The sequence below is a fragment of the Aquitalea sp. FJL05 genome (genome assembly GCF_003852595.1).
Classification (GTDB): domain Bacteria; phylum Pseudomonadota; class Gammaproteobacteria; order Burkholderiales; family Chromobacteriaceae; genus Aquitalea; species Aquitalea aquatilis.
Window position 1 is genome coordinate 252,208 of the sequence record NZ_QAJS01000016.1, and the last position, 25,556, is coordinate 277,763.

At 64.1% G+C, this 25,556-nt stretch carries 23 protein-coding genes and 1 pseudogene; 17 read left to right on the forward strand and 7 right to left on the reverse strand.

The genetic code is table 11. The annotated features are described in order from the left end of the window. Positions 1 to 56: 56 nt before the first annotated feature. On the reverse strand, positions 57 to 977 hold the full coding sequence (locus DBR44_RS15045) for a LysR family transcriptional regulator (RefSeq protein WP_124644835.1): 921 nt from the start codon (positions 975 to 977) through the stop codon (positions 57 to 59). Between the two features lie 300 nt (positions 978 to 1,277). On the opposite strand from DBR44_RS15045, the gene DBR44_RS15050 reads away from it, so the two are divergent. The 3 genes from DBR44_RS15050 to DBR44_RS15060 are packed head-to-tail and all read left to right on the forward strand — an operon-like array spanning position 1,278 to position 4,607. After that, positions 1,278 to 2,681 carry an FAD-binding oxidoreductase gene (locus DBR44_RS15050; protein ID WP_124644836.1) on the forward strand — a complete coding sequence of 468 codons (1,404 nt, stop codon included), beginning with the start codon at positions 1,278 to 1,280 and terminating at the stop codon, positions 2,679 to 2,681. A 40-nt stretch (positions 2,682 to 2,721) separates the two neighbouring features. Continuing rightward, positions 2,722 to 3,075, forward strand: a complete 354-nt coding sequence (locus DBR44_RS15055; protein WP_124644837.1) for a cupin domain-containing protein — start codon at positions 2,722 to 2,724, stop codon at positions 3,073 to 3,075. A gap of 50 nt (positions 3,076 to 3,125) precedes the next feature. Beyond that, positions 3,126 to 4,607: an aldehyde dehydrogenase family protein gene (locus tag DBR44_RS15060; protein ID WP_124644838.1), complete on the forward strand. Its 1,482-nt coding sequence runs from the start codon at positions 3,126 to 3,128 to the stop codon at positions 4,605 to 4,607. Between the two features lie 63 nt (positions 4,608 to 4,670). Here DBR44_RS15060 and DBR44_RS15065 read toward each other — a convergent pair whose 3' ends face one another. From DBR44_RS15065 to DBR44_RS15075, 3 genes are read right to left on the reverse strand one after another with little or no spacing between them, the layout of a single operon-like run. Next, the gene (locus tag DBR44_RS15065; RefSeq protein WP_124644839.1) at positions 4,671 to 5,177 is read right to left on the reverse strand and encodes a VOC family protein; all 507 of its coding nucleotides are present in this window, start codon (positions 5,175 to 5,177) and stop codon (positions 4,671 to 4,673) included. Between the two features lie 27 nt (positions 5,178 to 5,204). Next, positions 5,205 to 5,549, reverse strand: a complete 345-nt coding sequence (locus DBR44_RS15070) for a DUF3088 domain-containing protein (protein ID WP_124644840.1) — start codon at positions 5,547 to 5,549, stop codon at positions 5,205 to 5,207. Between the two features lie 55 nt (positions 5,550 to 5,604). After that, complete coding sequence (locus DBR44_RS15075; protein ID WP_124644841.1) at positions 5,605 to 6,729, reverse strand: porin; 1,125 nt, start codon at positions 6,727 to 6,729, stop codon at positions 5,605 to 5,607. A 413-nt stretch (positions 6,730 to 7,142) separates the two neighbouring features. On the opposite strand from DBR44_RS15075, the gene DBR44_RS15080 reads away from it, so the two are divergent. The 13 genes and pseudogenes from DBR44_RS15080 to DBR44_RS15135 all read left to right on the forward strand — a co-directional run bounded on the left by DBR44_RS15080 (position 7,143) and on the right by DBR44_RS15135 (position 20,091). After that, entirely contained in the window at positions 7,143 to 8,144 is a 1,002-nt protein-coding gene (locus DBR44_RS15080; RefSeq protein WP_124644842.1) for an LLM class flavin-dependent oxidoreductase, read from the forward strand. Positions 8,145 to 8,174: 30 nt separating this feature from the next. Beyond that, positions 8,175 to 9,512: an LLM class flavin-dependent oxidoreductase gene (locus tag DBR44_RS15085; RefSeq protein ID WP_124644843.1), complete on the forward strand. Its 1,338-nt coding sequence runs from the start codon at positions 8,175 to 8,177 to the stop codon at positions 9,510 to 9,512. Next, entirely contained in the window at positions 9,512 to 10,771 is a 1,260-nt protein-coding gene (locus DBR44_RS15090; protein ID WP_124644844.1) for a M20 aminoacylase family protein, read from the forward strand. The genes DBR44_RS15085 and DBR44_RS15090 overlap by 1 nt, the downstream gene beginning before the upstream one ends. After that, positions 10,764 to 11,306: a GNAT family N-acetyltransferase gene (locus DBR44_RS15095; protein ID WP_124644845.1), complete on the forward strand. Its 543-nt coding sequence runs from the start codon at positions 10,764 to 10,766 to the stop codon at positions 11,304 to 11,306. Before DBR44_RS15090 ends, DBR44_RS15095 begins: the two co-directional genes overlap by 8 nt. A gap of 205 nt (positions 11,307 to 11,511) precedes the next feature. Beyond that, positions 11,512 to 12,267, forward strand: a pseudogene (locus DBR44_RS19850) (amino acid ABC transporter permease); the annotation flags it as partial. A 150-nt stretch (positions 12,268 to 12,417) separates the two neighbouring features. Beyond that, complete coding sequence (locus tag DBR44_RS19640; RefSeq protein WP_233578609.1) at positions 12,418 to 13,167, forward strand: amino acid ABC transporter ATP-binding protein; 750 nt, start codon at positions 12,418 to 12,420, stop codon at positions 13,165 to 13,167. 56 nt (positions 13,168 to 13,223) lie between these two features. Beyond that, positions 13,224 to 14,162 (forward strand): ABC transporter substrate-binding protein, encoded by a 939-nt coding sequence (locus DBR44_RS15105; RefSeq protein ID WP_124644847.1) that lies wholly within the window; start codon positions 13,224 to 13,226, stop codon positions 14,160 to 14,162. A gap of 313 nt (positions 14,163 to 14,475) precedes the next feature. Next, positions 14,476 to 15,468, forward strand: a complete 993-nt coding sequence (locus DBR44_RS15110) for a fatty acid desaturase (RefSeq protein WP_124644848.1) — start codon at positions 14,476 to 14,478, stop codon at positions 15,466 to 15,468. A gap of 32 nt (positions 15,469 to 15,500) precedes the next feature. After that, a complete protein-coding gene (locus DBR44_RS15115; RefSeq protein ID WP_124644849.1) occupies positions 15,501 to 16,427 on the forward strand; it encodes an ABC transporter substrate-binding protein in 927 nt (308 codons plus the stop codon). 30 nt (positions 16,428 to 16,457) lie between these two features. Next, a complete protein-coding gene (locus DBR44_RS15120; RefSeq protein WP_124644850.1) occupies positions 16,458 to 17,618 on the forward strand; it encodes an ABC transporter permease in 1,161 nt (386 codons plus the stop codon). Then, positions 17,611 to 18,543, forward strand: a complete 933-nt coding sequence (locus DBR44_RS15125; protein ID WP_124644851.1) for an ABC transporter ATP-binding protein — start codon at positions 17,611 to 17,613, stop codon at positions 18,541 to 18,543. Before DBR44_RS15120 ends, DBR44_RS15125 begins: the two co-directional genes overlap by 8 nt. Beyond that, complete coding sequence (locus tag DBR44_RS15130; RefSeq protein ID WP_124644852.1) at positions 18,540 to 19,289, forward strand: ABC transporter permease; 750 nt, start codon at positions 18,540 to 18,542, stop codon at positions 19,287 to 19,289. The genes DBR44_RS15125 and DBR44_RS15130 overlap by 4 nt, the downstream gene beginning before the upstream one ends. Before the next feature lie 4 nt (positions 19,290 to 19,293). Further along, positions 19,294 to 20,091: a phosphate/phosphite/phosphonate ABC transporter substrate-binding protein gene (locus tag DBR44_RS15135; RefSeq protein ID WP_158613629.1), complete on the forward strand. Its 798-nt coding sequence runs from the start codon at positions 19,294 to 19,296 to the stop codon at positions 20,089 to 20,091. A gap of 14 nt (positions 20,092 to 20,105) precedes the next feature. Here the strand turns inward: DBR44_RS15135 and DBR44_RS15140 are convergent, their stop codons facing one another. Genes DBR44_RS15140 through DBR44_RS15150 form a run of 3 tightly spaced genes read right to left on the reverse strand, consistent with a single transcriptional unit; the run spans position 20,106 to position 24,837 of the window. Further along, positions 20,106 to 20,528, reverse strand: a complete 423-nt coding sequence (locus DBR44_RS15140; RefSeq protein ID WP_158613630.1) for a BLUF domain-containing protein — start codon at positions 20,526 to 20,528, stop codon at positions 20,106 to 20,108. A gap of 21 nt (positions 20,529 to 20,549) precedes the next feature. Beyond that, positions 20,550 to 23,648 (reverse strand): response regulator, encoded by a 3,099-nt coding sequence (locus DBR44_RS15145; protein ID WP_124644855.1) that lies wholly within the window; start codon positions 23,646 to 23,648, stop codon positions 20,550 to 20,552. 31 nt (positions 23,649 to 23,679) lie between these two features. Beyond that, positions 23,680 to 24,837 (reverse strand): FIST signal transduction protein, encoded by a 1,158-nt coding sequence (locus DBR44_RS15150; protein WP_124644856.1) that lies wholly within the window; start codon positions 24,835 to 24,837, stop codon positions 23,680 to 23,682. 270 nt (positions 24,838 to 25,107) lie between these two features. Between DBR44_RS15150 and nikR the strand changes: the two genes are divergently transcribed. Further along, positions 25,108 to 25,554: a nickel-responsive transcriptional regulator NikR gene (gene nikR, locus DBR44_RS15155; protein ID WP_124644857.1), complete on the forward strand. Its 447-nt coding sequence runs from the start codon at positions 25,108 to 25,110 to the stop codon at positions 25,552 to 25,554. The last annotated feature ends 2 nt before the right edge of the window (positions 25,555 to 25,556 follow it).

Consider the following 25,556-nt stretch of genomic DNA (forward strand, 5'->3'; position numbering starts at 1 on the left):
CCACGCCAGCCAAAAGCACCCGCAAGGGTGCTTTTTTACGTTTCGGGTAGGGGGATTCAGGCCTTGCGGCTGTCTTCCAGTGCCTGCAGAAAACATTCCAGTACCCGGTTGGGGCGTCGCCCCTTGCGCATGGCCACATTGAGCGGGATGTCGTAGCAGAAGCGGGCCGGATGCAAGGGCCGCATCACCCCTTGCGCGACCCAGCCGGCGGCAAAGTGGTCGGGCAGAAAGCCGATATAGCCACCGGTGAGGATGAGGAAGGCAATGCCTTCGCGGTCGGACGCGGTGGCGCTGCAATTGAGCGCGTGATGGCGCTCCATGGCCTCGGCGGTCAGGCGGTAGTTGGGTGCCACCGCCTCGGCACGGCATAGTTCGTCTTCGCTGATGTCGGCGTCGGCACGGGTAAAGAAGGGGTGTTCGCGGCTGCAGTACAGCAGCGAATGTTCTTCATACAGCTGGATGTAATCCAGCCCGGACAGCGGGTTGATCAGCGGCACCACGCCAACATGCAGATGGCCGTCCTGCACCCCGAGTTCGATTTCGCTGGGGGTGGTCATGGAGATATTGATGCGCACTCCCGGCCCGCGTGCGCTCAGCGATTTCAGCGCCCGCGTCAGGTGCATGTGCGACTGGGTGACCAGATTATTGATGATGCCGATGTTCAGCTCGCCGCGTAGCTGATGATGCAGCTGGTTGACCTCGGTGCGGAATTCCTCGATGGCTGCCAGCATGGTCTGGCTGGCGTGCAGCACTGCGCGCCCTTCGTCGGTGAGTGCGAAACCGGCGCGGCCGCGTTGGCACAGGCAGACGCCCAGCCGCTTTTCCAGGTCCCCCATATGCAGGCTGATGGCCGAGCGGCTGATGCCCAGCACGCTCTCGGCAGCGGAAAAACTGCCGCATTCCACTACGGTCTTGAACAGGCGCAGCAGGCGGATATCAAAATCGCTGACCTGGCTTAGGGAGGTTTTTTTGCTCATCAGGTGAGTAAAACTAAAACTGAAGTTAAGAAATTATGGATTTATCTCAACATATCACCTGATACAAGCTATGCCAAGCCGCAAACTGGCCACAGTCCGGGCCATCATCCGGGCTGGCCACGCCAGTCGCACGGCAGCGGCGCAGCATGCAGGCTACACTGGTCTGGTCTGGTCTGGTCTGGCACCGCGCCGGCAAGGCCAGCAAACCTTCGCCAGCGCTGGCAAGCTGTCGCGTGTCCGCCGCCGGTCGTCGTGCCCAATCTCAAACAGCGTGCAATTCGCACAAGGAATGACAGGTTTATGCCGCAAATCGTTTTCGAACGTCAGGCTCCCGCAACCGCGCTGATCCACAGCGCACTGGCCGACAGCGTCAACCGCCCGTTCTGGGGCGACGACGTGGCCGCTCGCCGCCGCGCCTTTCCCCAGTTTCAGGGCAGCGCCGACAGCGCGCTGGCCATTGTCGGCGGTGGTTTTCTCGGACTGTGGACTGCCATTCTGGCCAAGGAGCGTGATCCGGCGCGCAGCGTGGTACTGCTGGAAGCGCAGCGTGTAGGCTGGGCGGCATCCGGCCGCAATGGCGGCTTTTGCGAAGCCAGCCTCACGCATGGCGAAGAAAACGGCCACAAGCGCTGGCCAGAGGAAATGGCCGAGCTGGAGGCGCAGGGCCTGCGCAATCTGGACGAGATCGAAGCCACCATCCAGCGCTATGGCATCGACTGTGATTTCGAGCGCACCGGCGTGCTGGTGGTGGCAGTGGAGCCCTATCAGGACGAGCAACTGCGCGGCGAAGGCTATATGAGCGCGGCGGAAATCCGCGCTGAGCTGAATTCGCCCACCTTCCTGTCCGGCTTCTGGGAAAAGGACAGCACGGCGATGATCCACCCCGGCAAGCTGGCGCTGGAGCTGGCTCGGGTGGCCAGCGAACTGGGGGTGCAGATTTACGAACAGTCCGCAGTGCTCAAGCTGCAATCCGCCGGGGCCAGAGTAACCTTGCATACGGAGCAGGGCCAGTTGAGCGCCGCACGGGTGGTGCTGGCCACCAATGCCTTTCCCTCGCTGCTCAAGCGCTACCGCTGGCACACCATTCCGGTGTACGACTACGTGCTGATGACCGAGCCGCTGACACCGGAGCAGCTGGCGTCCATCGGCTGGCAGCACCGCCAGGGCATTGCCGACATGGCCAACCAGTTTCACTACTACCGCATTACCCGCGACAACCGCATCCTGTTTGGCGGCTACGACGCGGTATACAACTTTGGCGGCAAGGTGAGCGACCAGCATGACGACCGGCCGGAATCATTCGAACGGCTGGCCAGCCATTTCTTCACCACTTTCCCGCAACTGGCCGGGCTGCGTTTCAGCCATCGCTGGGGCGGTGCCATCGACACCTCCACCCGTTTTTGCGCCTTTTTCGCGCTGGCACGCGGTGGCAAGGTGGCTTATGCCGCCGGCTTTACCGGCCTGGGCGTAGGGGCCACCCGCTTTGCCGGCAATGTGCTGCTGGACAAGCTGGACGGGCTGGATACCGAACGCACCCGGCTGCGCATGGTGCGCGAGATGCCGCCGCCTTTCCCGCCAGAGCCACTGGCTTATGTGGCGGTACAGGCCACGCGCTGGTCGCTGAACCGGGCCGACCACAACCACGGCAAGCGCAACCTGATGCTGCGCACTATGGATGCACTGGGTCTGGGCTTCGACTCCTGAATCTGTTTGCCACTTTTTTTGAGAATCCAAGGAAGCGACCATGTCCAATCCCTTTGCCCTGCTGGCCAATCACTGCGTGGACGCTACGCGCGTTGCACTGGAATATCGCGATGTAGCGGCCGATCAGCTGATTTCCGGCCCGGCCCGTGTCGGCACGGCCGAGCTGGGCAGCCTGCATGGCTGCAGCATAGGCGTGTGGGAAATGTCGCCCAGCGTCACCACCGACGTTGAGGTAGACGAATTCTTCGTGGTGCTGGCTGGCAGCGCCACAGTGAGCTTTGCCGATGGCAGCCCGGCCTTGCAGCTGCAGGCCGGTAGCGTCGGCCACCTGGCAGCGGGTACGGCCACCACCTGGACGGTGAGCGAAACGCTGCGCAAGATCTATATCGCCTGAGCACTCCGCCAAGGAGACAGAGCGACCATAACAAGCAGGAGGAGGTAAACATGGATATCCGCAACAACTATATCAATGGTCAATGGCAGGCTTCGGTCAGCGGCGGCACGCGCGAGATCATCAATCCGGGCAATGGCGAAGTGATTGCCCTGGTCACCGACAGCGTGGCTGAAGACAGCAAGCAGGCCATTGCCGCCGCCAAGGCCGCGTTTTACCAGAGCGGCGCATGGCGGCGCATGGCCGGCCCCAAGCGCGCCGACCTGCTGCTGCGCATTGCCGATGCCATCGCCGCCCGGGCCGACGAACTGGCGGTGATGGACACGCTGGACAATGGCAAGCCGCTACGCGAAGCGCGCTGTGATGTGGATGATGCCGCCGCCTGTTTCCGTTACTACGCCGGCCTGATCACCAAGCCGCAGGGCGGGGTGTACGAGGTGAGCGATGGCTTCGGCCCCATGCATGCCTATTCCATGCACGAACCGATCGGCGTGTGTGCGCTGATCACGCCGTGGAACTACCCGCTGCTGATGGCGGCGTGGAAGCTGGCCCCGGCACTGGCGGCGGGTAATTGCGTGGTGTTCAAGCCCAGCGAGGTCACCCCGCTGTCGGCCGTGGCGCTGTTTGAGATTTTCCATCAGGTGGGCCTGCCGGCCGGCACCGCCAACCTGGTGTTGGGAACCGGCCCGGCCGCTGGTCAGGAGCTGGCCGCCAGCCATGATGTGGACATGATCACTTTTACCGGCAGCACCCGTACTGGTCAGACCATTGCCACCGCTGCGGTGGGCAACCTGAAAAAAGTGGGGCTGGAGCTGGGTGGCAAGTCGCCCAATGTGATTTTTGCCGATGCCGATCTGGAAGGTGCGGTGGAGTGGGCGATGATCGGCGTGTTCTTCAACCAGGGCGAAGTCTGTTCGGCCGGTTCGCGCATCCTGATTGAAGCGAGCATCAAGGACCGCTTTGTCGCCCGCCTGGCCGAACGCGCCCGCGCCATGAGCATTGGCCCCGGCATGAAAGACCCGGACATGGGTGCCATCGTGTCGGCCGCCCAGCTGGAAAAGGTGCTGGGCCATATCGAACGCGCCAAACAGCAGGGTGCCACGCTGGTGTGCGGCGGTGTGCGCCATACCGAGGGCGAATGTGCCAAGGGCTATTTTGTGCAGCCCACCATCTTCGACAATTGCACCCGCGACATGGACATCGTACGTGAAGAGGTATTCGGCCCGGTGGTGGCGATCCAGACCTTCACCAGTGAAGCCGAGGCCATCGCCATGGCCAATGACACCCCTTATGGGCTGGCTGGTGGCGTGTTCACCACCGATGGCGCGCGTGCGCTGCGGGTGGTGAAGGAAATCCGCGCTGGCGTCACCTGGATCAACTGTTACAACCCCACCTTCAATGAAGCGCCGTGGGGCGGCTACAAGATGAGCGGCTATGGCCGTGACCTGGGGGTGAACGGTCTGCTGGAATACCAGCAGGTGAAGCAGGTGAACATCAATCTGCAGCCAGGGCCGGTGGGCTGGTATCAGCATTAACCACAGGCCGGGATGGATAGACTAAGGGGGTGGCGAGCATGGCTCGACCACCCCCGTGGTGTTTTACAGCTTGGCGAAACGCGCCAGTTCGCGCTCCCACAGCAAGGGGTCGCTGCGGCTCTGGCGGTCTGCATCCTGCAAGGCCTCCTGCGGGACAAACCAGGTGACTTCAAACAGCAGGCCATCCGGGTCATGGCCGTACACGCTCTTGTGCACGCCGTGATCCTCTTCCAGCCCCAGGCGGCCCAGTGCCTGCAACTGGTCGCGGATGCGCTTGAGCTCGGCCAGGCTGTCGACTTCCCAGGCCAGGTGATACAGCCCGGCTGGCGGCTCGCTGGCGGCCGGCACCTCGCCGCGCGGGCTGAATACCCCGGCGCGCTGCTGCCCCAGATTGCGGGCAAACAGTGCCAGATCATGATCGTTGTCAGAATCGGCGGCCTGGGTAAACACCGCCCGGTCCGGCTGGCTGCCCGGCTTGGGACGGAAACCCAGAACATCCTGGTAAAAGCGTGTGCTGCGCGGCACATCACTGACATAGAGCACGGCGTGGTTCAGGCGTTTGATTCCCATGATGCGCTTTCGCTAAGGGTGAACGGTTCAGAGATGATAGGCCGCATGCTGCTCGGCCAGATAGGCGGCGATCTGCCGGGCGTCCTGCAGGAAATAGCGGCCCTGATGCTGTGCCGCCTGCGGCGGAACCGGGCTGTCGGCGGCCAGTAGCAGCAGTGGCAGGCCCTGATTGTCTTCGCCCACCAGCTCGATCACCGCCTGGCGTGGACGGGGAAAGGGCAGACGGCGCACCTCGATGCGGCTGGCCAGCGCCGGCTGGGTGGCCAGCAGGCCTTCCAGCAGCGTGCTGTGCGGGCAGACAAAGCGTTGTTCGGCAGGGTGGTCCGGGCGGGTAAAACCGGGTTCCAGCAGCAATAACAGGTCGCGGCTCATGCAATGGCTTTCGGTGGCGGTTGGATAGCCCCGCCAGGCGGCGGGGCCGTGCTGCTTAGAAGAACTTGGCTAGGCTCAGGCTGATGGCGCTTTCACTGGCCACACCGTTGCCGCCCCAGTTGGCACGGCCATACGAGGCATAGGCCTTGGTCTGCTTGGACAGGGCATAGGTGGTGCCGACCACATACTGGGTGTAGCCGGTCTTGTCGATGTCACTGCCGCCCACGCTCAGGTCATAGCCCTTGGTCAGCGAGACATAGGGCAGCCACGGGCCGATGTTGTAGCCGAAGGTGAGCACCGCTTCACGCGCCTTCACTTGCTGGCTGGAGGCCGCCGCGCTGGCGCTCAGGCCGCTGGCCGCCAGACGGGCATTCAGCACATTGACGTTGTAAACCACCCCCGGGCTGTCGACGAACTTGCCGCTGCTCACCCCCAGGTAGCCATTCACGGTCTGGAAGCCCAGCGCCAGATAAATGGGGTCGCTGATATAGCCAGCTTCCACCCGCCACCAGTTTTTCACGGCACCGGTCTGCGCCGCGCTGTTCACCTGCTTGGCATCACCCTTGTTCTCATAGCTGAACTTGGCGAAGTAACCGGCCTGCTCGTAGCTCAGGCCCAGGTTGAATACCTGGTTGTTGGTCGGGTTGCCGCTGCTGTCGCTGGCGCGTTTTTCATCGGCACCCCAGGTGGTGGTAAAGCTGAAACCGGCCAGATTGGGGCTGTCGTAGCGGATGGCGTTATTGATGCGTCCGTCCAGCCGGGTGGAGTAAATCTGGCCGGCCACGCTGCTGTAGGAGCCCGGATCGATGTACTCCATGTCCAGGTTGGCGTAGTCGGACAGGCGACCCAGGCGAATCTTGCCCAGCTCGCTTTGCAGGCCGACGAAGGAGTCGCGGCTGGCGAAGGTATCCGTACCGCTGCCATCGACGTGAATGCGGTTTTCCACTTGCCAGATGGCGGTGACGCCATTGCCCAGATTCTCGCTGCCCTTGAAACCGATGCGCGAGGTGTTGTCATCTACCCGCCAGCTGCTGAAGGGCTGGCCGTTATTGGTGGTGGCTGAATAGCTTTTCACATTGGACAGGTTGCCAGCGATTTTGCCGTATACGGTGACGCCATCATCGGCATGGGCCAGCAGCGGCAGTGCGGCCATGGTCAGGGCGAGCAGTTTTATTTTCATGATCAAGTCGCGATTAAGTTGGAAAAGAGAACATCACAGGCCGCCGGTGCAGGATGCGTTGTCGGTGGCTGATGGCTATTGTTCCGCAATGTTCCCGTTTTATTAATCAAGAAAATATTATTAGTTAATCAGCTGCTGTGTAATTGCCAGCGAGTGAAGGATATTGTCTGGGTAATAAATGCGACGGGTTGGTGGTGATGGTGCGGCTTTGTGTTTCAGGGCTTAGCAATATTTATGCTGGTTCTTGCTATTATCGGTATAAGCATTTTTTCAGCATGCAGTAGCTGGTTTTTTTATTAAGATAAATATACGGGGTCGATTAATAAGCTTATCTTTTTAACTTATGGCTTTGCTATTGATATTAAATGGCGGCGGGAATAAATTTTGTGGCGTCAATCAAGTGGTGCACACAAATGTCTTATTCACTGTCGATTCTGGATAAAAGCCCCATTCCCCCCGGCGCTAGCGCGGCCGATGCGCTGGCCAATACCGTGGCGCTGGCCAAACTGGCCGAACAACTGGGCTATCACCGTTTCTGGGTGGCCGAACACCACAGCACGCCGCTGCTGGCCAGCTCGGCACCGGAAGTGCTGATCTCCCACATCCTGGCGCATACCAGCCGCATCCGCGTGGGCAGTGGCGGCGTGATGCTGCAGCACTACAGCCCCTATAAGGTGGCGGAAACCTTTAATCTGCTGGCGGCGCTGGCACCGGGCCGGGTGGATCTGGGCGTGGGCAAGGCCCCGGGTGGCCTGCCTTACAGCACGCTCGCCCTGCAGCACTATCACGATGCCGCCCGCAAGCCGGATTTCTCCGTGCAGCTGGCCGAGCTGGACGCCTTCCTGAGCGGTGGCCAGCCTGCCGGCCACCCCTTGGCCGGCGCACAGGCCACGCCGCAGGCACCCGTCGCCCCCGGCCGCTTCCTGCTGGGCGGCAGCCCGGACAGTGCCCGGCTGGCAGCCCGGCTGGGCTGGGAGTTTGCCTATGCCGGTCATTTCAATGGCGACCCGCTCAATATCCAGCAATCCATTGCCGTGTACCGGCAGTGGACCGGCAAGGTGCCGGCCCTGGCGCTGTATGCCTTTGTGGCGGAAACCCGCGAACAGGCGCAGGCCCTGGTGGGCGAGCTGAAGCTGTTCAAGCTGACGCTGGAAGATGGCCGCAGCGTCAATGTGCCCAGTCGCGAAGCCGCCGAGGAATATGCCCGGCAGGCTGGCGTCAGCCAGTACCGGCTGGAAGAAAAACAGCCGCACGTGATTGCCGGTACCGCCGGCGATGTGCGCGCCGAGCTGGACTCGCTGCACCAAAGCTACGGCATCCGCGAATTCATCATCGACATCCCGGTGGCGCAGTTTGCCCTGCGCCGCGCTTCGATCTCCCTGCTGGCCGAGGCACGCGAGCCGCTGGCGGCCTGATCTCCCTTACCGACATTGTTGGAGTTGAACATGAGCAAACCCATTACATTTGGCATCATGCTGCACGGTGCGGGCGGCCACATGCACGCCTGGAAACACCCCAGTGGCCCGGCAGATGCCAGCGTCAACCTGCAGTTCTATATCGATACCGTGCAGAAGGCCGAACATAACGGCATCGCCTTTGCCTTTGTCGCCGACGGCCTCTACATCAACGAGCAGTCGATTCCGCATTTTCTCAACCGTTTCGAGCCGATCTCCATTCTGTCGGCGCTGGCCAGCGTGACCCGCAAGATCGGCCTGGCCGGCACCGTGTCCACCTCGTACAGCGACCCCTTCACCGTGGCGCGCCAGTTTGCCTCGCTCGACCTGATCAGCGGCGGCCGCGCCGGCTGGAATGTGGTGACCACGCCGCTGGAGGGCACGGCGCTCAATTACAGCCGCCCGCATCCGGAACATGCGCTGCGCTATGAAATCGCCGACGAATACCTGCAAGTGACCCAGGGCTTGTGGGATAGCTGGGACGACGACGCACTGCCGCGTAACCGTGCAACCGGCCAGTTCTTCGCCAAGGACAAGCTGCACACGCTGAACCACAAGGGCCGTTTCTTCCAGGTGGCCGGGCCGCTGAATATCAGCCGCTCGCCGCAGGGTCAGCCGGTGATTTTCCAGGCCGGCTCGTCTGATGCCGGCATTGGCCTGGCCGGCAAGTATGCCGACGCGGTGTTCACCCATGCGCCGTCCATCGAAGAAACCCGCGATTTCCTGCGCAAGGTGAAAACCAGCGCCGTGTTGCATGCCCGTCCGGCCGAGGCGGTGAAGATCTTCCCCGGCATCGCGCCGGTAGTGGCCGCCACCGATGCCGAGGCTGAAGCCAAGTTCCGCCTCATCCAGCAGCTGCTCACCATCGACGATGCGCTGGCTTATCTGGGCCGCTTCTTCGACCACCACGACTTTAGCCAGTACCCGCTGGACGAGGCTTTCCCCGAATTGGGCGACATTGGCCGCAACAGCTTCCGTTCCACCACCGACCAGATCAAGGCGCGCGCCCGTGAGTACGGCCTGACCCTGCGCCAGGTGGCGCTGGAAGTGGCCACGCCGCGCAGCAATTTTGTCGGCAGTGGCGAAAAAGTGGCAGCGGAAATCATCCGCTGGGTGGACGAAGGCGCGGCCGACGGTTTCATCCTGGGCTTCCCGGTGGTGGCCGAGGGGCTGGACGACTTCATCACCCATGTACTGCCGGTGCTGGAAAAGAGCGGGCGCTTCCAGCGCGAGCTGCAGGGCCACACCCTGCGCGATCACCTGGGCTTGCCGCGCAAGCCCAGCCGCTACCAGCCGGTGGCAGGCCAGACCGAACAGCAGGTCGCCTGATGTCCAGTTCCTTGTCATCGCAGCTGACGGCGCGCAGCGAACAGATTCACGCCGCCATTGCCCTGGCCAACCCGCAGTTCGTGGCGCTGCGTCACGAGCTGCACCAGCACCCGGAGCTGGCTTTTGCCGAATTCCGCACCGCCGGCAAGGTGGCGGACCTGCTGCGCGAATGGGGCTATCAGGTGAGCACCGGCATTGCCGGCACCGGGGTGGTGGGCACGCTGCGGCGCGGCACCGGGGGCAAGTCGCTGGGGCTGCGTGCCGACATGGATGCGCTGCCCATCCAGGAGGCTACCGGCTTGCCCTATGCCAGCCAGAACGCCGGGGTAATGCATGCCTGCGGGCACGATGGCCACACCGCCATCCTGCTGGCCGCCGCCCGCTTTCTGGCGCTGGAAGGGCAGTTTGACGGCACTTTGCAGCTGATTTTCCAGCCGGCGGAAGAAACCGGTTCCGGTGCGCGCCGCATGATAGAGGAGGGGCTGTTCGAGCGCTTTCCCTGCGATGCGGTGTTCGGCCTGCACAACTGGCCTGGTGTCAGTTGCGGCCATATCGGCTGCATCGAAGGCCCGGCCATGGCCTCGGTGGATCAGGCGCATATCACGGTGCATGGCAAGGGTGGGCATGGGGCCGAGCCGCATACCACGGTAGACCCGGTGCTGGTGAGCGCCCATGTCATCACCGCCTTGCAAAGCATCGTGGCGCGCAATGTCGACCCGCTGGACATGGGTGTGCTCACCGTGGGCAGCATCCACGGCGGCCATGCCTCCAATGTGATACCGGACAGCGTGGAGCTGAAGCTGACCGCCCGCACCTTCCGCCCGGAAGTGCGCAGCCTGCTGCAGCAGCGGGTGCCGGCACTGGTGCAGGCGCAGGCCGCCAGCTTTGGTGCCGTGGCCGAGGTGGATTACCGGCTGGGTTTCCCGCCGGTATGCAACCACGCCCGCGAAACCGCCTTTGCCAGTGCGGTGGCCCATGCCACGCTGGGCAGCCAGCGCGTGGCGGCAGACTTCCGCCCGCGCACCGCCAGCGAGGATTTTGCCTTCATGTTGCAGGCACGGCCGGGCAGCTTCCTGTTTTTCGGCAATGGCGATACGGCCTCGCTGCACAGCCCGCGTTACGACTTCAATGACGAAATCCTGCCCGTGGCAGCCGCCTACTGGGCCGGGCTGGCCGAGCACTACCTGCCGGTGTTGTCCGCACCAGGCTACGCGCCTGCCCTTGCCGCACCGCATGACCGGGATGCACAGCATGCGTGACTACTTTGTTTACACCACCACCACCGATCCACGTGCCAGCGTGATGCTGGCCGAGCTGACGCAGGAATACGACGCGCGCTACGGCGACCTGTTTGATCCGGGAGGCGCGGCGGCGGAAATGCGGCGCTACCCGCCGGCAACCTTTGCCCCGCCGCATGGCAACTTCTTGCTGCTGCTGCGCCAGGGCCAGGCGATAGCCGGCGGCGCTTTCAAGCGGCTGGATGCCGATACCGCCGAGTTCAAGCGCATCTGGACCCACAGCCAGTACCGCCGGCAGGGGCTGGCCGGGCTGGTGTTGCAGGAGCTGGAAGCGCAAAGCCAGCGTCAGGGCTATCGCCACATCTACCTCACCACCGGCTGCCGTCAGCCGGAGGCGGTGGGGCTGTATCTGCGCCATGGCTATCAGGCGCAGTTTGACCAGGATGGCGATCTGGAAGCCCTGCGCACCTTGCCGTTTACCAAGGCTTTGCCACGGCTGGCCAGTGCGGCAGTACCCGCCGCGCATTGGACGCAACTGGCCGGCATCGCCGTCTGAACCCCGTTTAACTGGCTTGCCGACCACCCACCACGGCTATTGCACAGGATAAGACATCATGAGTGAAATCACCGAAGTCGGCGACATCGCCTTCAGTCACCCCCACCCGCTGCCACGGCAGGCCAGCGACCATGCCGCAGCGGAGGCGAGCGGCAGCAACCGCTATGCCGGGCTGCGCATCGTGCCGGCCCGCTATCCGGCCCGCATGGCCGGCAGCATCGTCGCCTTGCTGCTGCTGGCTGCCATCATCGGCTCGGTGGCAAGCAATCCGCGCTGGGGCTGGGGCGTGTTCGCCGAATGGTTTCTGGCTGCGCCGGTACTGGAAGGGCTGGGACGCACCTTGTGGCTGACGGCGGTTGGCACCGTGCTGGGTTCGCTGCTGGGCACGGTGCTGGCGCTGGCGCGGGTATCGCGCTCGCCGCTGCTGTCCAGCCTGTCGTGGAGCTATATCTGGCTGTTCCGCTCGATACCGCTGATCGTGCTGCTGCTGATCCTCAACAACCTGGGTTATCTGTACGAAACCATCAATATCGGTGTGCCCTACACCGGCATCAACTGGTTCAGCTATGCCACCACCGAACTGATCAGCCCCTTCACGGCGGCCGTGCTGGGCCTGAGCCTGAACCAGGCGGCGTTTTCGGCGGAAATCATTCGCGGCGGCATCCTGTCGGTGGACCAGGGGCAGCTGGAGGCGGCCGCCGCACTGGGCCTGCCGCGCCGGCGGCAGATTTTCGGCATCGTGCTGCCGCAAGCCATGCGTACCATCCTGCCTACCGCTTTCAACGACATCATCGGTCTGGCCAAGGGCACGGCCAATGTCTACATCCTGGCGCTGCCGGAATTGTTCTACACCATCCAGGTAATCTACCACCGCAATCTGGAAGTGATTCCGCTGTTGATGGTGGCTACCGTGTGGTACCTGATCATCCTCACCGTGCTGTCGGTGGTGCAGGTGCAGGTGGAGCGACGCTATGCCCGTGGTGCGCTGCGTCAGCAGCCGCAGTCGCTGTGGCAGCGCTGGCGTGGCCAGCCGCCGGCTGCGGCCACCGTCCCTGCTGCCGTCGCGGCGAGTGCAGATGGTGCCAGTCTGGCCGCGGCAGCCGGTGGTGCGGTGGCCATCCATGGCGTGAGCAAGCGCTTTGGCAGCCTGACCGTGCTGGACGAGGTATCGCTGGATGTTGCCGCCGGCAGCGTCACGGTCATCATCGGGCCTTCCGGCTCCGGCAAGTCCACCCTGCTGCGCAGCATCAACCATCTGGAGCGCGTGGACAGCGGTTTCATCGCCATCGACGGCGAGCTGATTGGCTATCGCCAGCAGGGCAGCACCCTGCATGAACTGAAGGAAAAGGACATCCTGCAACGCCGCATCGAGGTGGGCATGGTGTTCCAGAACTTCAATCTGTTTCCCCATCTCACCGTCTTGCAAAACCTGATCGAAGCACCGCTGGCCGTGCGCGGCCTGAGCCGGGCGCAGGCCGAACAGCAGGCGCGCCAGCTGTTGCAGCGTGTCGGTCTGGCCGACAAGGCCGATGCCTGGCCGCGCCAGCTGTCCGGTGGCCAGCAGCAGCGGGTGGCCATTGCCCGTGCGCTGGCGCTGCGGCCCAAGGTGCTGTTGTTTGACGAGCCGACCTCGGCCCTGGACCCGGAGCTGGTGCAGGAAGTGCTGGACGTGATCAAGGAGCTGGCCCGTTCCGGCACCACGCTGATCATCGTCACCCATGAAATCGGCTTTGCCCGCGAAGTGGCCGACACCGTGGTGTTCATGGAGCAGGGTCGCATCGTGGAGAGCGGCCATCCCGAGCAGCTGCTGCGCCAGCCGCGCCAGCAGCGCACCCGTGAATTTCTGGCCCGGGTGCTGTAGCCCGGCCAACGCAAACCCTTATACCCACACACCATCACCACCCTGAGGAAATCATCATGAGCCATTCCCCTTACTGGACACGCCGCACCCTGTTGACCGGCCTGGGCCTGGTCTTGCTGGCCCCGTGGCTGGCCCAAGCCGCCGTGCAGGTTGACCTGAGCGCCGAGCAAAAGGCGCGGCCGCGTGCCAAACCGCTGCCGGCGGCCATCCAGCAACTGCCCAAGGATGCCCGCTTTGCCAAGGAGAAAACCTTCGTGGTGGCGCTGGCCAGCGCCCGCCTGCCGCTGGGCGGCTTTGCCAACGACACCAAAACCCTGATCGGTGCCGACCCGGATATCGCCCAGCTGGTGGCCGACGGCCTGGGGCGCAAGCTGGAAATCGTCAATGTCGCCTGGGCCGACTGGCCGCTGGGTTTGCAGTCCGGCAAATACGATGCGGTGATTTCCAATGTCACGGTCACCGAGGCGCGCAAGGAGAAATTTGATTTCTCCACCTATCGCAAGGATTTGCTCGGCATCTACGTCAAGGCCGGCAGCCCCTTGAAAATCCGTGAACCCAAGGACGTGGCCGGGCTGAGAGTGGTGGTCGGTGCCAGCACCAACCAGGAACAGATCCTGCTGCAATGGAACAAGCAGAACGTGGCGGCCGGCCTCAAGCCGGTGGATGTGCAGTATTACGACGATGACGCGGTGGAGCGGCTGGCCATCCAGTCCGGACGGGCCGATGCCTATCTGGGGCCGAATGCCTTCTATGCCTTTGAGGCTGCCCGCGATGGCAAGGTCAAGCTGTCCGGCACCTTTTCCGGCGGCTGGCCGCTGACTGCCGATATCGCCGTCACCACCCGCAAGGGCTCCGGGCTGGCACCGGTGATTACCCAGATCATCAATGCCCAGATCGCCAACGGCAATTACGCCAAGGTGCTCAACCGCTGGGGCCTGGGGGCCGAGGCCATCAGTACCTCGCGCACCAATCCGCCCGGCCTGCCCAAGAGCTGAGAGCGGGTTCACGATCTGCGATACTCGGGTGATCCTGCATTGAAATGTCGTTCAAGATGCGCATGGACTCCCTGTCCATTGTGCTTTTTCACGCCCTTTCGCCTTGTCTGACCCTTCGTTCGCTAAATCGTGAACAAGCTCTGCGGCGGCGGTAGGCGGCTGCCCCTTCCGCGCAGCAGTCGCGTGGGCGGGTCAGCCCGCCATCCCCGCCCCGCTGACTGCTGGCGTTTTTCTGCAATGCTTGTCATTTTTTCTTGGTTTGGCGGCGGCGGGCGCAACACTATAGTGGTCGGCTCATTCAAGGAGCCGCCTCATGTATTGCTCATTGCAACATGCCGGTTTGCATTCCGGCCGCCTCTATCGCGAAGGTTCTGCCATTCCCGACCTGCGGGATGGGGACACTGCGCCGTCTGTACCTGCCGGGCAGTCCGGGGCGCGGGCCTGGCTGGCGCGGCTGGAGCTGCCCACCTGGCTGCTCATCGCCGTCATCTATGGCGGCTGGTTCGGCACGGCGGCGCTGTGGCGACAGCTGGGGCCGTGGCTGGCCACGCCGCTGCTGATTGTCTTTACCAGTTGGTATATGTCGCTGCAGCACGAGCTGATTCACGGTCATCCCACCCGCCATGGCTGGCTCAATGCCTGGTTCGGCCTGCTGCCGCTGGCAGTGTGGTATCCCTATGCGGTCTATCGTGACAGCCATCTGGCCCATCACCATGATGAAAGCCTGACTCTGCCGGGGGTGGACCCGGAAACCTACTACCACGCCACCTTGCCGGCGGGGGCGCTGGCCCGCAGCCTGCTGCGCTGGCGCAACACTGCGGCGGGGCGCTTGCTGCTGGGGCCGGCCCTGGGCTGGCTGGCCACGCTGCGCGCTGCGGTACGTAGCGGCCAGCGGCAACAGCTGCTGGTGTGGAGCAGCCATCTGCTCTTGCTGGGCCTGTTGCTGCTGTGGCTGCGCCAGCACGGTATCGCGCCGGGGTATTACCTGTTGTGCATTGCCTATCCCGCACTGGCGCTGGCCATGGTACGTTCCTTTTACGAGCACCGGGCGGTGCCGGATGCGGCAGCCCGCTCGGTGCTGAACGAAGCCGCCTGGCCGTGGCGGCTGTTGTTTCTCAACCTGAATTACCATCTGGTGCATCACCTGCATCCGGGCCTGCCCTGGTATCGTCTGCGTCAGGCCTATCTGGCCGAACGCCAGCATTACCAGCAACTCAGCGGCGGTTTTGTCGAGCAGGGTTATCTGCCGCTGCTGTGGCGGCATCGTCGCCGGCCGGTGATCGATACGCTGCACCCCTTTGCCTGAAGGCACGCTGTTCATCCATCAAGAGGAATACCATGACCCAAGCAAAATTTTCCCGTCGTCGGCTGTTGGCGGCACTGGCGTTGAGCACCTTGTCCTGGCAGGCCGTGGCGGCTGATGCGGTACGGGTGGGCTCCAAGATCGATACCGAAGGCGCCTTGCTGGGCAATATCATCCAGCAGGTACTGGAAGCCAATGGCATCAAGACCGTCAGCAAGGTGTCGCTGGGCAATACCAAGGTGGTGCGTGGTGCCATTACCGCCGGCGAAATCGACATCTACCCGGAATACACCGGCAATGGTGCGTTTTTCTTTGCCGATGAAAGCAATCCGGCCTGGAAGAATGCCGAGGCGGGCTATCAGCTGGTGAAAAAACTGGACCAGGAAAAAAACCGCATCAGCTGGCTGACGCCATCGCCGGCCAACAATACCTGGGCCATTGCCATCCGCAAGGATGTGGCGGCGGCCAACAAGCTGAAAACGCTGACTGACCTGGGCAACTGGATCAACAAGGGCGGGCGCTTCAAGCTGGCGGCATCGGCCGAGTTCATCGAACGCGCCGACGCACTACCGGCCTTCCAGAACGCCTATGGGTTCAAGCTGAAGCAGGACCAGCTGCTGACCCTGGCTGGCGGCGATACCTCGGTCACCATCAAGGCGGCAGCCGAGCAGACTTCCGGCGTCAATGCCGCCATGGCCTATGGCACCGATGGCCCGGTGGCGGCGCTGGGGCTGGTGACGCTGGATGATGTGAAGGGCGTGCAGCCGATATACGCGCCAGCACCGATTATCCGCAGCGAGGTGCTGGCCAAACAGCCCAAAATCGCCGCCGTGCTGAAGCCGGTGTTCCTGTCGCTCACTGGCCCCACGCTGCAAAAACTCAACGCCAGCATCGCCATCGAAGGCCGCGATGCGCGCAAGGTGGCGCAGGATTACCTGAAGAAAAAGGGCTTTATCAAGTGATCAGGTTGCTGCTGCCTGCCGGGGTGACGCATGCGTCTGTATAGCCGGGTGCGCCTGCTGCTGGTGTTGCTGTCGCTGGCGGCGGCGCTGGGCCTGCCGCTGCTCACCTATGCGCCCAACCGCCTGTTGACCGGGCAGGGCATCGCTCTGCTCGCCTGGCTGCAAGCGGGCTCCGGCCTGCGCTGGTTGGTGCTGCTGCCGGCCTTGCCCTTGTTGCTGGCCCCGTGGTGGCGGCCGGGTGTGTTGCGGGAGCGGGCGGTGTATCTGGCGGCGCTGTGGCTGGGGGCTGCCCTGTGGTGGCTGGCCGGCAGCGAGGCCATGCTGCGCGCTGGTGACGAGGATGCGCTGGCGCGGGTGTCGTTTGGCGGCGGCTTCTGGCTGTTGCAGCTGTTGTTGTTGCTGCAGCTGGCCGAGGCGCTGCAAGTATTGGCTGCCGGTCTGCCGCGCCGCGTGTTGCTGCTGGCGCTGGCCCAGCTGCCGCTGTTATTGCTGTTGCTGAGCGGCAGGCTGGACAGCCTGTCCCTGCTGCGCGAATACCACAATAACCAGGATGCGTTTGATGATGCCCTGCTGCGTCACGTGCAGCTGGTGCTGTTTTCCGTGCTGCCGGCATTGCTGCTGGGCGGCGCGCTGGGGGTGGCGGCCTATCGCTCGGCCCGCTTTGCCCGGCTGCTGTTTCCCGTGCTCAATGTATTGCAGACCATTCCGTCGATTGCGCTGTTCGGCTTGCTGATCGGCCCGCTGGCCTGGCTGGGCCGGCAGTTGCCGGGGCTGGGCATTGCCGGCGTGGGGCTGGCACCGGCGCTGCTGGCGCTCAGCCTGTACGCGCTGTTGCCGGTGGTGCGTGGCACGCTGGCCGGGCTGCAACAGGTGCCGCCCGCCGTGCGCGAGGCGGCTCGCGGCATGGGCATGACGCCGTGGCAGATCATGCTGCAGGTGGAAACCCCGCTGGCGCTGCCGGTGTTTCTCAGCGGCCTGCGCATTACCGCTGTGCAGGCGGTGGGGCTGGCGGCGGTGGCGGCGCTGATCGGGGCGGGTGGCTTTGGCGCCATCATGTTCCAGGGGCTGTCGGCCAGTGCGCTCGACCAGGTATTGCTGGGGGTGTTGCCGGTGCTGCTGCTGGCCTTGCTGGTGGACGTGGCGTTTCGCCTGCTGATTTCCCGGCTGAAAGGGGCTGATGACCATGCTTGAACTCAAGGCAGTAAACAAGTTTTTCAATGGCTGGCAGGCGGTGGCCGATGTCGACCTGCAGGTGGCCGCCGGCGAGCTGGCGGTGCTGATCGGTACTTCCGGCTCGGGCAAGTCCACCACGCTGAAGATGATCAACCGGCTGATCGAGCCGGATGGCGGCAGCATACGGCTGGCCGGCGAGGATATCCGCAGCCAGTCGCCCGAGGTGCTGCGCCGCCGCATCGGCTATGCCATCCAGTCGGTGGGTCTGTTTCCACACTGGACGGTGGAACAGAACATCGCCGCCGTACCGTCTCTGCTCAAATGGCCAAAAGCCCGTATCCGCGAGCGGGTGGTCGAGCTGCTGGAGCTGTTGCACCTGCCGGCTGCCCAGTTTTTGGCGCGCTACCCGCACCAGTTGTCGGGTGGCCAGCAGCAGCGGGTCGGTGTGGCGCGCGCCTTGGCGGCCGACCCGGAAGTGTTGCTGATGGACGAGCCTTTCGGCGCGCTGGACCCGGTCACCCGTGGCACGCTGCAGCAGGAGCTGCTGCGCATCCAGGCGCTGTCCGGCAAGACCATCGTGCTGGTGACGCATGATATCGACGAAGCCTTGCTGCTGGGGCAGCGTATCGTGCTGATGGACAAGGGACGGGTGGTGCAGCAGGGTAGTGCCCAGGATTTCCTGCTGCATCCGGCCAGTGATTTCGTGCGCGACTTTGTCGGCCAGAGCGATGTCGGCGTGCGCCTGCTGGGGCTGGACACCGTGGCCAGCCGCATGCGGCCGCTGCAGCAAGTCGGCGGCGAGCCGATTGCCGCCTCGGCCACGCTGCGTGAGGCGCTGTCGGCCTTTGTGGCACGCCGGGTCAGTAGCCTGCCGGTGATCGATGCACAGGGCCAGCCGGCTGGCGTGCTGCATTTTGCCGACCTGCTGCCGGTGGCCGCATGAAGCCGGCCCGCCTGCCTGCCGCCGCCTTGTGGCTCAGCACTGGCCTGCTGCTGGCCTTGCTCTACCTGTTGCCGCACAGCGCCAGCCTGTTTGGCTGGCTGTTTCCCGAAGTGGAACGCTCGCTCTACACCCAGGACAGCTTTGCCAGCCTGGTGCTGGCGCATCTGCTGCTGGTGCTGGCTTCCAGCCTGATTGCCGTGCTGGGCGGGGTGGCTGCCGGCCTGTTGGCCAGCCGGCCGGCCGGGCGTGAATTCCGCCCCTTGCTTGACAGCGTGCTGGCCATCAGCCAGGCGCTGCCGCCGGTGGCAGTGTTGGCGATTGCCGCGCCACTGATCGGCTTTGGCGAATGGCCGGCGCTGATTGCACTGGTGCTGTACGGCCTGTTGCCGGTGACGCAAGGCACGCTGGCCGGGCTGGCCTCGGTGCCGGACAGCGTGCTGGAAGTGGCGCGTGGCCTGGGCATGGGACGCTGGCGCATTCTGTGGCAGGTGGAGCTGCCGCTGGCCGCCCCGGTGTTGCTGGCCGGGGTGCGTACTTCGGTGGTGATCAATATCGGCACGGCGGCCATTGCCTCTACCGTGGGGGCGCGCACCTTGGGCCTGCCCATCATCGTCGGCCTGAGCGGCTTCAATACCGCCTATGTGCTGCAAGGGGCGTTGCTGGTGGCCTTGCTGGCCATCGTGGCCGACCAGTGCTTCGACTGGCTGGCCCATCGTCTGTCGCCGCATGTCTGCGTGGAGCACTGAGGCCATGGCCTGGGCCAGCCTGCCCATGTACCCGTGGCCGCAGCCACTGACCGAACACTACTGGCAGTGGCTGCGCCAGCATCTGCAACAGCTGGGCGAGCCGCGGCTGCCTGCCAGCCTGAGCTGGCCAGAGGATTATCTGGCGCACTGGCGTGAGCCAGGCATGCTGCTCAGCCAATCCTGCGGCTATCCGGTCTCCACGCTATTGCAGGCACAGGTGCAAGTGCTGGGGGCCTTTCATTATCAACTGCCGGGCTGCGCCGACTGGCGTTACAGCAGTGCGCTGCTGGTGCGCAAGCGCGATGCCGGCAGCACGCTGGCTGACTTTCGGGGGCGGCGCGCCGTGTGCAACGAGCGGCATTCGCAGTCGGGCTACCACGCCTTGCGCGCCGAGGTGGCGGCGCTGGCCGGGGTGCAGCCCTTTTTTGCCGAGGTCAGGTTTTCCGGTTCGCATCGGGCCTCGGCCGGCATGCTGGCGGCGGGCGGGGCGGATATTGCCGCCCTCGATTGTGTCAGCCATGCGCTGCTGGCACGGCAACAGCCGCAACTGTTCGGGCAGCTGGCCTGCATCGGCCATACCCGGCTGCAGCCCGGCCTGCCGCTGATTACCGCAGCGTCCACGCCTGTGGCGACGGTGGCGCGGCTACGTCAGGCCATTAGCGACAGCCTGCATGCGCCGGAACTACAGGCTTTCTTCCGGGAGGCGGCCATTGACGGTTTCAGCCCGCTGGATCTGGCGGATTACGCCGGCATCGCCAGCAGTGCTGAATACTGGCGCGGTGCGGGGATGGCGGAGTGGTAACAGCGTTGGCCCATTCAGCTATCCAGTCCGGCGATGGCGCGCAGGATGGCCAGACCCTCGTCCGGGGAGGCGGTCAGCCGCTGTGGGTCGAAACCCTGTTCGAACACCGGTGCGAACTGGGGCAGGGCGCTGGCCGTGGCCGCATCCAGCTGGCGCATGCCCATATGCCACTGGCTGAATTCGCGCTGGTGGATTGGGGTACGCAGATGCGGTTCGATAGAGTGATGACGCGGGTCACGTGCGATGCGCGCATAGGTGGCATCCACGGCGGCCGGGCTGCCTTCCAGTAACTGCAGAAAGCTGCCCTTGGTGTACAGCAGCAGGCCGGTGACCTCATTCGCCTGGTTGTTGGCGACGGATTGCTCCAGGATGGTGGTCAGCTCCGCCGGGCTGAAATCGGCGCTGGCGGTACTGGAGTAAATCAGCTGGATCAGCATGGTGTTCATTCCTGTTAATGATCAGTCCTGCGCGGGTGGCCAGGCGAGCAGTGCGGCGCGCAGCAGGCCGAATTGCTGCTCCAGCGTGCTGAGCAGTTGCTGCTGGGCGGGCAGCTCGGCCTGGCTGGCGATTTTCTCCAGTTGTGCGGCGGCTGTCACCATCGGCGTGGCACCAAACAGCGCGGCATTACCCTTGATGGTATGCGCCAGCCGCTTCACTGCCACCGGGTCGGGCTGCTGCAGTGCCTGCTGCAGCTGGGCCAATTCCTGCGGGAAGGACGCAAGAAAACTGGCGGTGACGATGTCGATGACTTCAGGGTCTTGCTGGCGCAGGCTGGCGTGGTAGTCGAAAGCCAGGCTGCCGGCTGGCGCGTAGCGTTGCAATAGCTGCTGCAGGTCGGCAGCCCGTACCGGTTTGCACAGATAGTCGTCCATGCCGGCGGCCAGGCAGTGTTCGCGGTCGCCCGGCAGGGCATTGGCGGTCATGGCAATGATGGGCAGATGCTGGCCGGCGGCCTCCTGCCGGCGGTAGTGGCGGGTGGCTTCCAGCCCGCCCATCACCGGCATCTGCACGTCCATCAACACCACGTCGTAGGGCTGGCGCGCCAGCGCGTCCAGTGCCTGTTGTCCATCTTCTGCCAGCGTCGCCTGGTGGCCCCAGCGGCTGAGCAGGCTGATGGCCAGTTGCTGGTTCACCTGATTGTCTTCCACCACCAGTATGCGCAGGCTGCCGTGCGCTGCCGGCAAGCCGGGCTGACTGCCGCTGGGTTGTGGCTGATGCGGTGCGCTACCCAGCGCCTGCAAAATGGCCTGGTGCAATTCCGATTGCAACACCGGCTTGGCTACGTGGCAGGTGATGCCGCTGGCGCGATACAGCTCGGCGGACTGGCTGCCGGCGGAAGACAGCATGATCAGCACCGGTGGCGCGGGCAGTTGCAGCGCGTGGATGCGGCTGGCGGTTTCGAAGCCGTCCATCTCCGGCATCATGCCGTCCAGCAGCACGAAGGAGTAGGCGGGCGAGGCGCTGGCCAGCATGGCCAGGCCGGCGGCACCGCTGTCGGCCTGTTCGGCCTGCACGCCCCAGTTGCCCAGGGTTTCCTGCAGGATGTCGCGGTTGATGCGGTTGTCGTCGATGATCAGCGCACGGCGGCCATGCAGGCCGTCCGGGCTGAGCGGGCGTGGCAGGCTGGCCGGGTCGACACTGGCGAAACGCACGGTGAAGTGGAAGGTGCTGCCCTGGCTTGGCCGGCTTTCCAGCCACATCTGGCCATGCATCATCGATACCAGGCGCTTGCAGATGGACAGTCCCAGCCCGGTGCCGCCGTATTTGCGCGTGGTGGAGCTGTCTTCCTGCACGAAGGCTTCGAAAATGCTTTCCTGCTTGTCGCGGGCAATGCCGATGCCGGTATCGCAAACCGAGAATTTCACCAGCACTTCGCGGCCATCCTGCTCCAGCAGCGAGGCGCGGATCAGCACCTCGCCCATGCTGGTGAACTTGATGGCATTGGACAGCAGGTTGAGCAGGATTTGCCGCAGGCGGCCGGGGTCGCCCAGCAGCACCGGCGGGATGTCCGGGGCGATGCGGCAGGCCAGTTCCAGCCCCTTGCCCTCCGCCCGCATCGCCATGTTCTTCATGGTGCTGCCCAGCACCGCCTCCAGTTCGAAGGCGGTTTCTTCTATGGTCATCTTGCCGGCTTCCAGCTTGGAGAAGTCGAGGATGTCGTTGATGACGGTGAGCAGGGCTTCGGTGGAGGATTTCACCACCGTCATGTATTCGCGCTGTTCGCGGTTCAGTGCGGTGTCCAGCGTCAGTTCGGTCATGCCGAGGATGCCGTTCATCGGCGTGCGGATTTCGTGGCTCATATTGGCCAGGAATTCGCTCTTGGCGCGGTTGGCCGCTTCGGCTACTTCGCGGGCGTGGCGCGATTCGCGTTCGAGGATTTTCAGTTCGGTAATGTCGGAAATGGTGCCGATCAGGCCGGCGATGGAGCCATCCGGCCGCGTCAGCGTGGCCTTGTGGAAAATGCCGTCGCGTACTTCGCCGTCGGGTCGCTGCACGCGGGATTCGTAGCTGTGGCGCGATACTTCCTGCAGCAGTTCGTTGTCGCGCTGCTGGTGGTAGCTGGCCAGTTCGCTGTTCATCAGCTCGAACGAGGTCTTGCCGATGAATTCCTGCCGCGAAATGGCGAAGTATTCTTCGAATGCCCGGTTCATCAGCCGGTATTTGCGTTCGGGGTCCTTCACATACACCGGCAGCGGCATGGCTTCGACCAGCTCTTCGACGAAGTGCAATTGTTCCTGCAGGCGGTCGCTGGCCTGGTGGCGCGCGGTGATGTCGGTGCGGATGGCCACGTACTGGTAGGGGCGGCCGTCGTCATCCAGAAACGGCACGATGGTGGCGGCCACCCAGTACAGGCTGCCGTCCTTGGCGCGGTTGCGGATTTCGCCGGTCCACACCTTGCCGGAACTGATGCAGTGCCACATCTCGGCAAAAAAGCCGGCGGGATGCAGGCCGGAATTGACCAGGTTGTGGCGCTGCCCTTGCAACTCGTCGAAGGTGTAGCCGCTGATCTGGCAGAATTTGTCGTTGGCATAGGTAATGATGCCGTGCCGGTCGGTAATGCTGACGATGGCATGCTGGTCGAGGGCGAATTTCTGGTTTTCCAGCGCCAGCTGTGCCTGGCGAATGGCCTGCTGCCCGCGCTGGCGGTATTGCACCAGCTCGGCCACCACGCTGATCAGGGCTTCCAGGTCGCCAGCCTGGGCGGCGTTGTCGGCCATGCCGGCTTCGTTCTGCAACAGGCGCACGGTTTCGCGCAGGCGGCTGATGGCGTGTTCGCGGCCGGCCAGTTCCTGTTGCAGGCGCTGGTTGGCGCTGCTCAACTCGTCGGAACTCAGCTCCAGGCTGCGGGTGCGCAGGCTGATGTCACGCTCTTGCTGGGCATACGTGCCATTGACCCGCTCCAGCAGTCCGCCCAGCCCCTGCAGCGCACTGGCGGCCTGTGGCGAGACGGCGGCGCTGTCTGCCAGGCCGGCCAGCTCGGCCAGCACCTGTTGCAGCTGCTCGTCATCGGCGATGCCCATCATGCGCCGCAACTGGCGCATCAGAATGTTTTGCATGAAGTCCCCGCTGGCGTCTGCTGCGCTCGCATCAGTCGTGGGTGCTTGCCGTTTCGGCAAGCGTGGTAATGGTCATGGTCTGGTTGTGCAGGCGGCAGGGCTGGCCTGGGGCGAAGGGGCTGATTTCGCCATTGGAATAGAAGCCGGCCAGCACGGTATGGCTGCCCAGTTCGTCGGCTACCGCTTCGATTTCTTCATCGACCCGGTCGCCCATCACCAGCTTGCGGCCAACGCAGGACACCAGCAGGGCCAGGCTGTCGCCGTCCACCGGCTGCGCCAGGCGGGCCGCGCTGGCGGCCTGTTCCGCACCATGCACCAGATTGTCGGTGCTGGCGTGCATCAGCTTGAGATAACAGCCGGTGTGCACTTCGCCGGCCAGGGTCAGGCTGCCTGTGGCTTCATCCACGGCCAGAATGGTGCGGATCACCCCGGCATCCTGCTGGTTCTCTCCCAGCATGGAGAAGGGAAACAGCAGGCCGGAGCCGGGCAGGTCGGCCGCATATTCGCCCAGATAGCGCTTGTACACTTCCAGCGCCGGTGCACCATCCAGCTCGTACAGCACGTTTTGCTGACAGCGTGTCACCTGGCGTGCCGGGCCGAAGGTGGTCCAACCGCCATAGCTGCCATGGCCCAGGCGCAACTGCCGGCCATACAGGCCGACCGCCACCAGCTGGTGATCCGAGCTGCCGTGTTCGTTCAGGGTAAAGGTGCGGCTGAAGGCTGCGTTGTCGCCAGCCAGACCGCCCACCACCGGCAGCCGTGTTCCCAGCACGCTGCTGATGCCTTGCAACAGGGCACTGCCATTGATGGCCACGCCCTGGCCCAGCACCAGCACCATTTGCAGATCGTCCGCTGCCAGCTGCCGTGCCAGCCGGGCACCGGCCGCAGCAGAGTCGGCCATGTCATGCAGGGGCGTGACGGCAGGCTGGACGCGGGTATGGGAAAAATGGATGGCGGTCAGCACCGTGGAGTGGTCATCCACACCATGACTGGAAATTTCGCCTGCGGTGGAGCAGCCCAGCAGCAGGCTGTCGGGAAACGCCGCCTGCAGCGTGGCCAGCGCCTGCCCGTCGGCAAAAAAATCCAGCGTGGCAAATACCAGCAGCAACTGGGGATCGATGGCGCGCAGCGGCTGCAAGCCTTCTGCATCGGGGCGGCTGTCAGGCAGGCAGAGCTGGCGGATGCGCATGAGTGGTGTCCCTGGTGGTTACCGCCATGAAACTGGCAGGTGAACCTTGTCATCTTAGTTAATCGGCGCGCCGTACGGGCAGCAGAATGCTGCATTGTGCCGTTGCTGGCGCAATATCGCATTTTTCCCTGCACCACAATATGACATCAGTCATGCCCGCGGTGCTTTGCCCGCCGCATGCCGGGCTGAGCCGGGGCAAATGCACCGGGGCAAATGCGCCAGCGGCGGCGGCGCTCTGCTATGCTCGGCCTCTGTTTTCAGGAGGCAGACATGCAAAGAGTGACGATTTCGCTCAGCGACGAGCTGGCACAGGCTTTTGACGAACTGATGGCGCGGCGTGGCTACAGCAGCCGTTCGGAGGCGGTGCGCGACATGTTGCGGCGCGAACTGGGCGAGGAAGATCTGGGGCGCGGTGCGGGCGGCCCCTGTGTGGCGGTGCTCAGCTATGTGTTCGATCACCACGAGCGCCAGCTGTCCTCGCGCCTCACCGGCCTGCAGCACGATCACCACGACATGGCCATCGCCACCATGCATGCCCATATCAACCACGATGACTGCATCGAAACGGTGATTCTGCGTGGCGACAGCGCCGAGGTGGAAAGTTTTGCCCGCTCGGTCATTGCCGAAACCGGCGTGCGCCACGGTCAGGTGCAGCTGATTCCCACGGCGGCAGCCAGCGGGGCTGGCTTGGCCTACCGCCGGCCGGCCAAGCGCTGAAG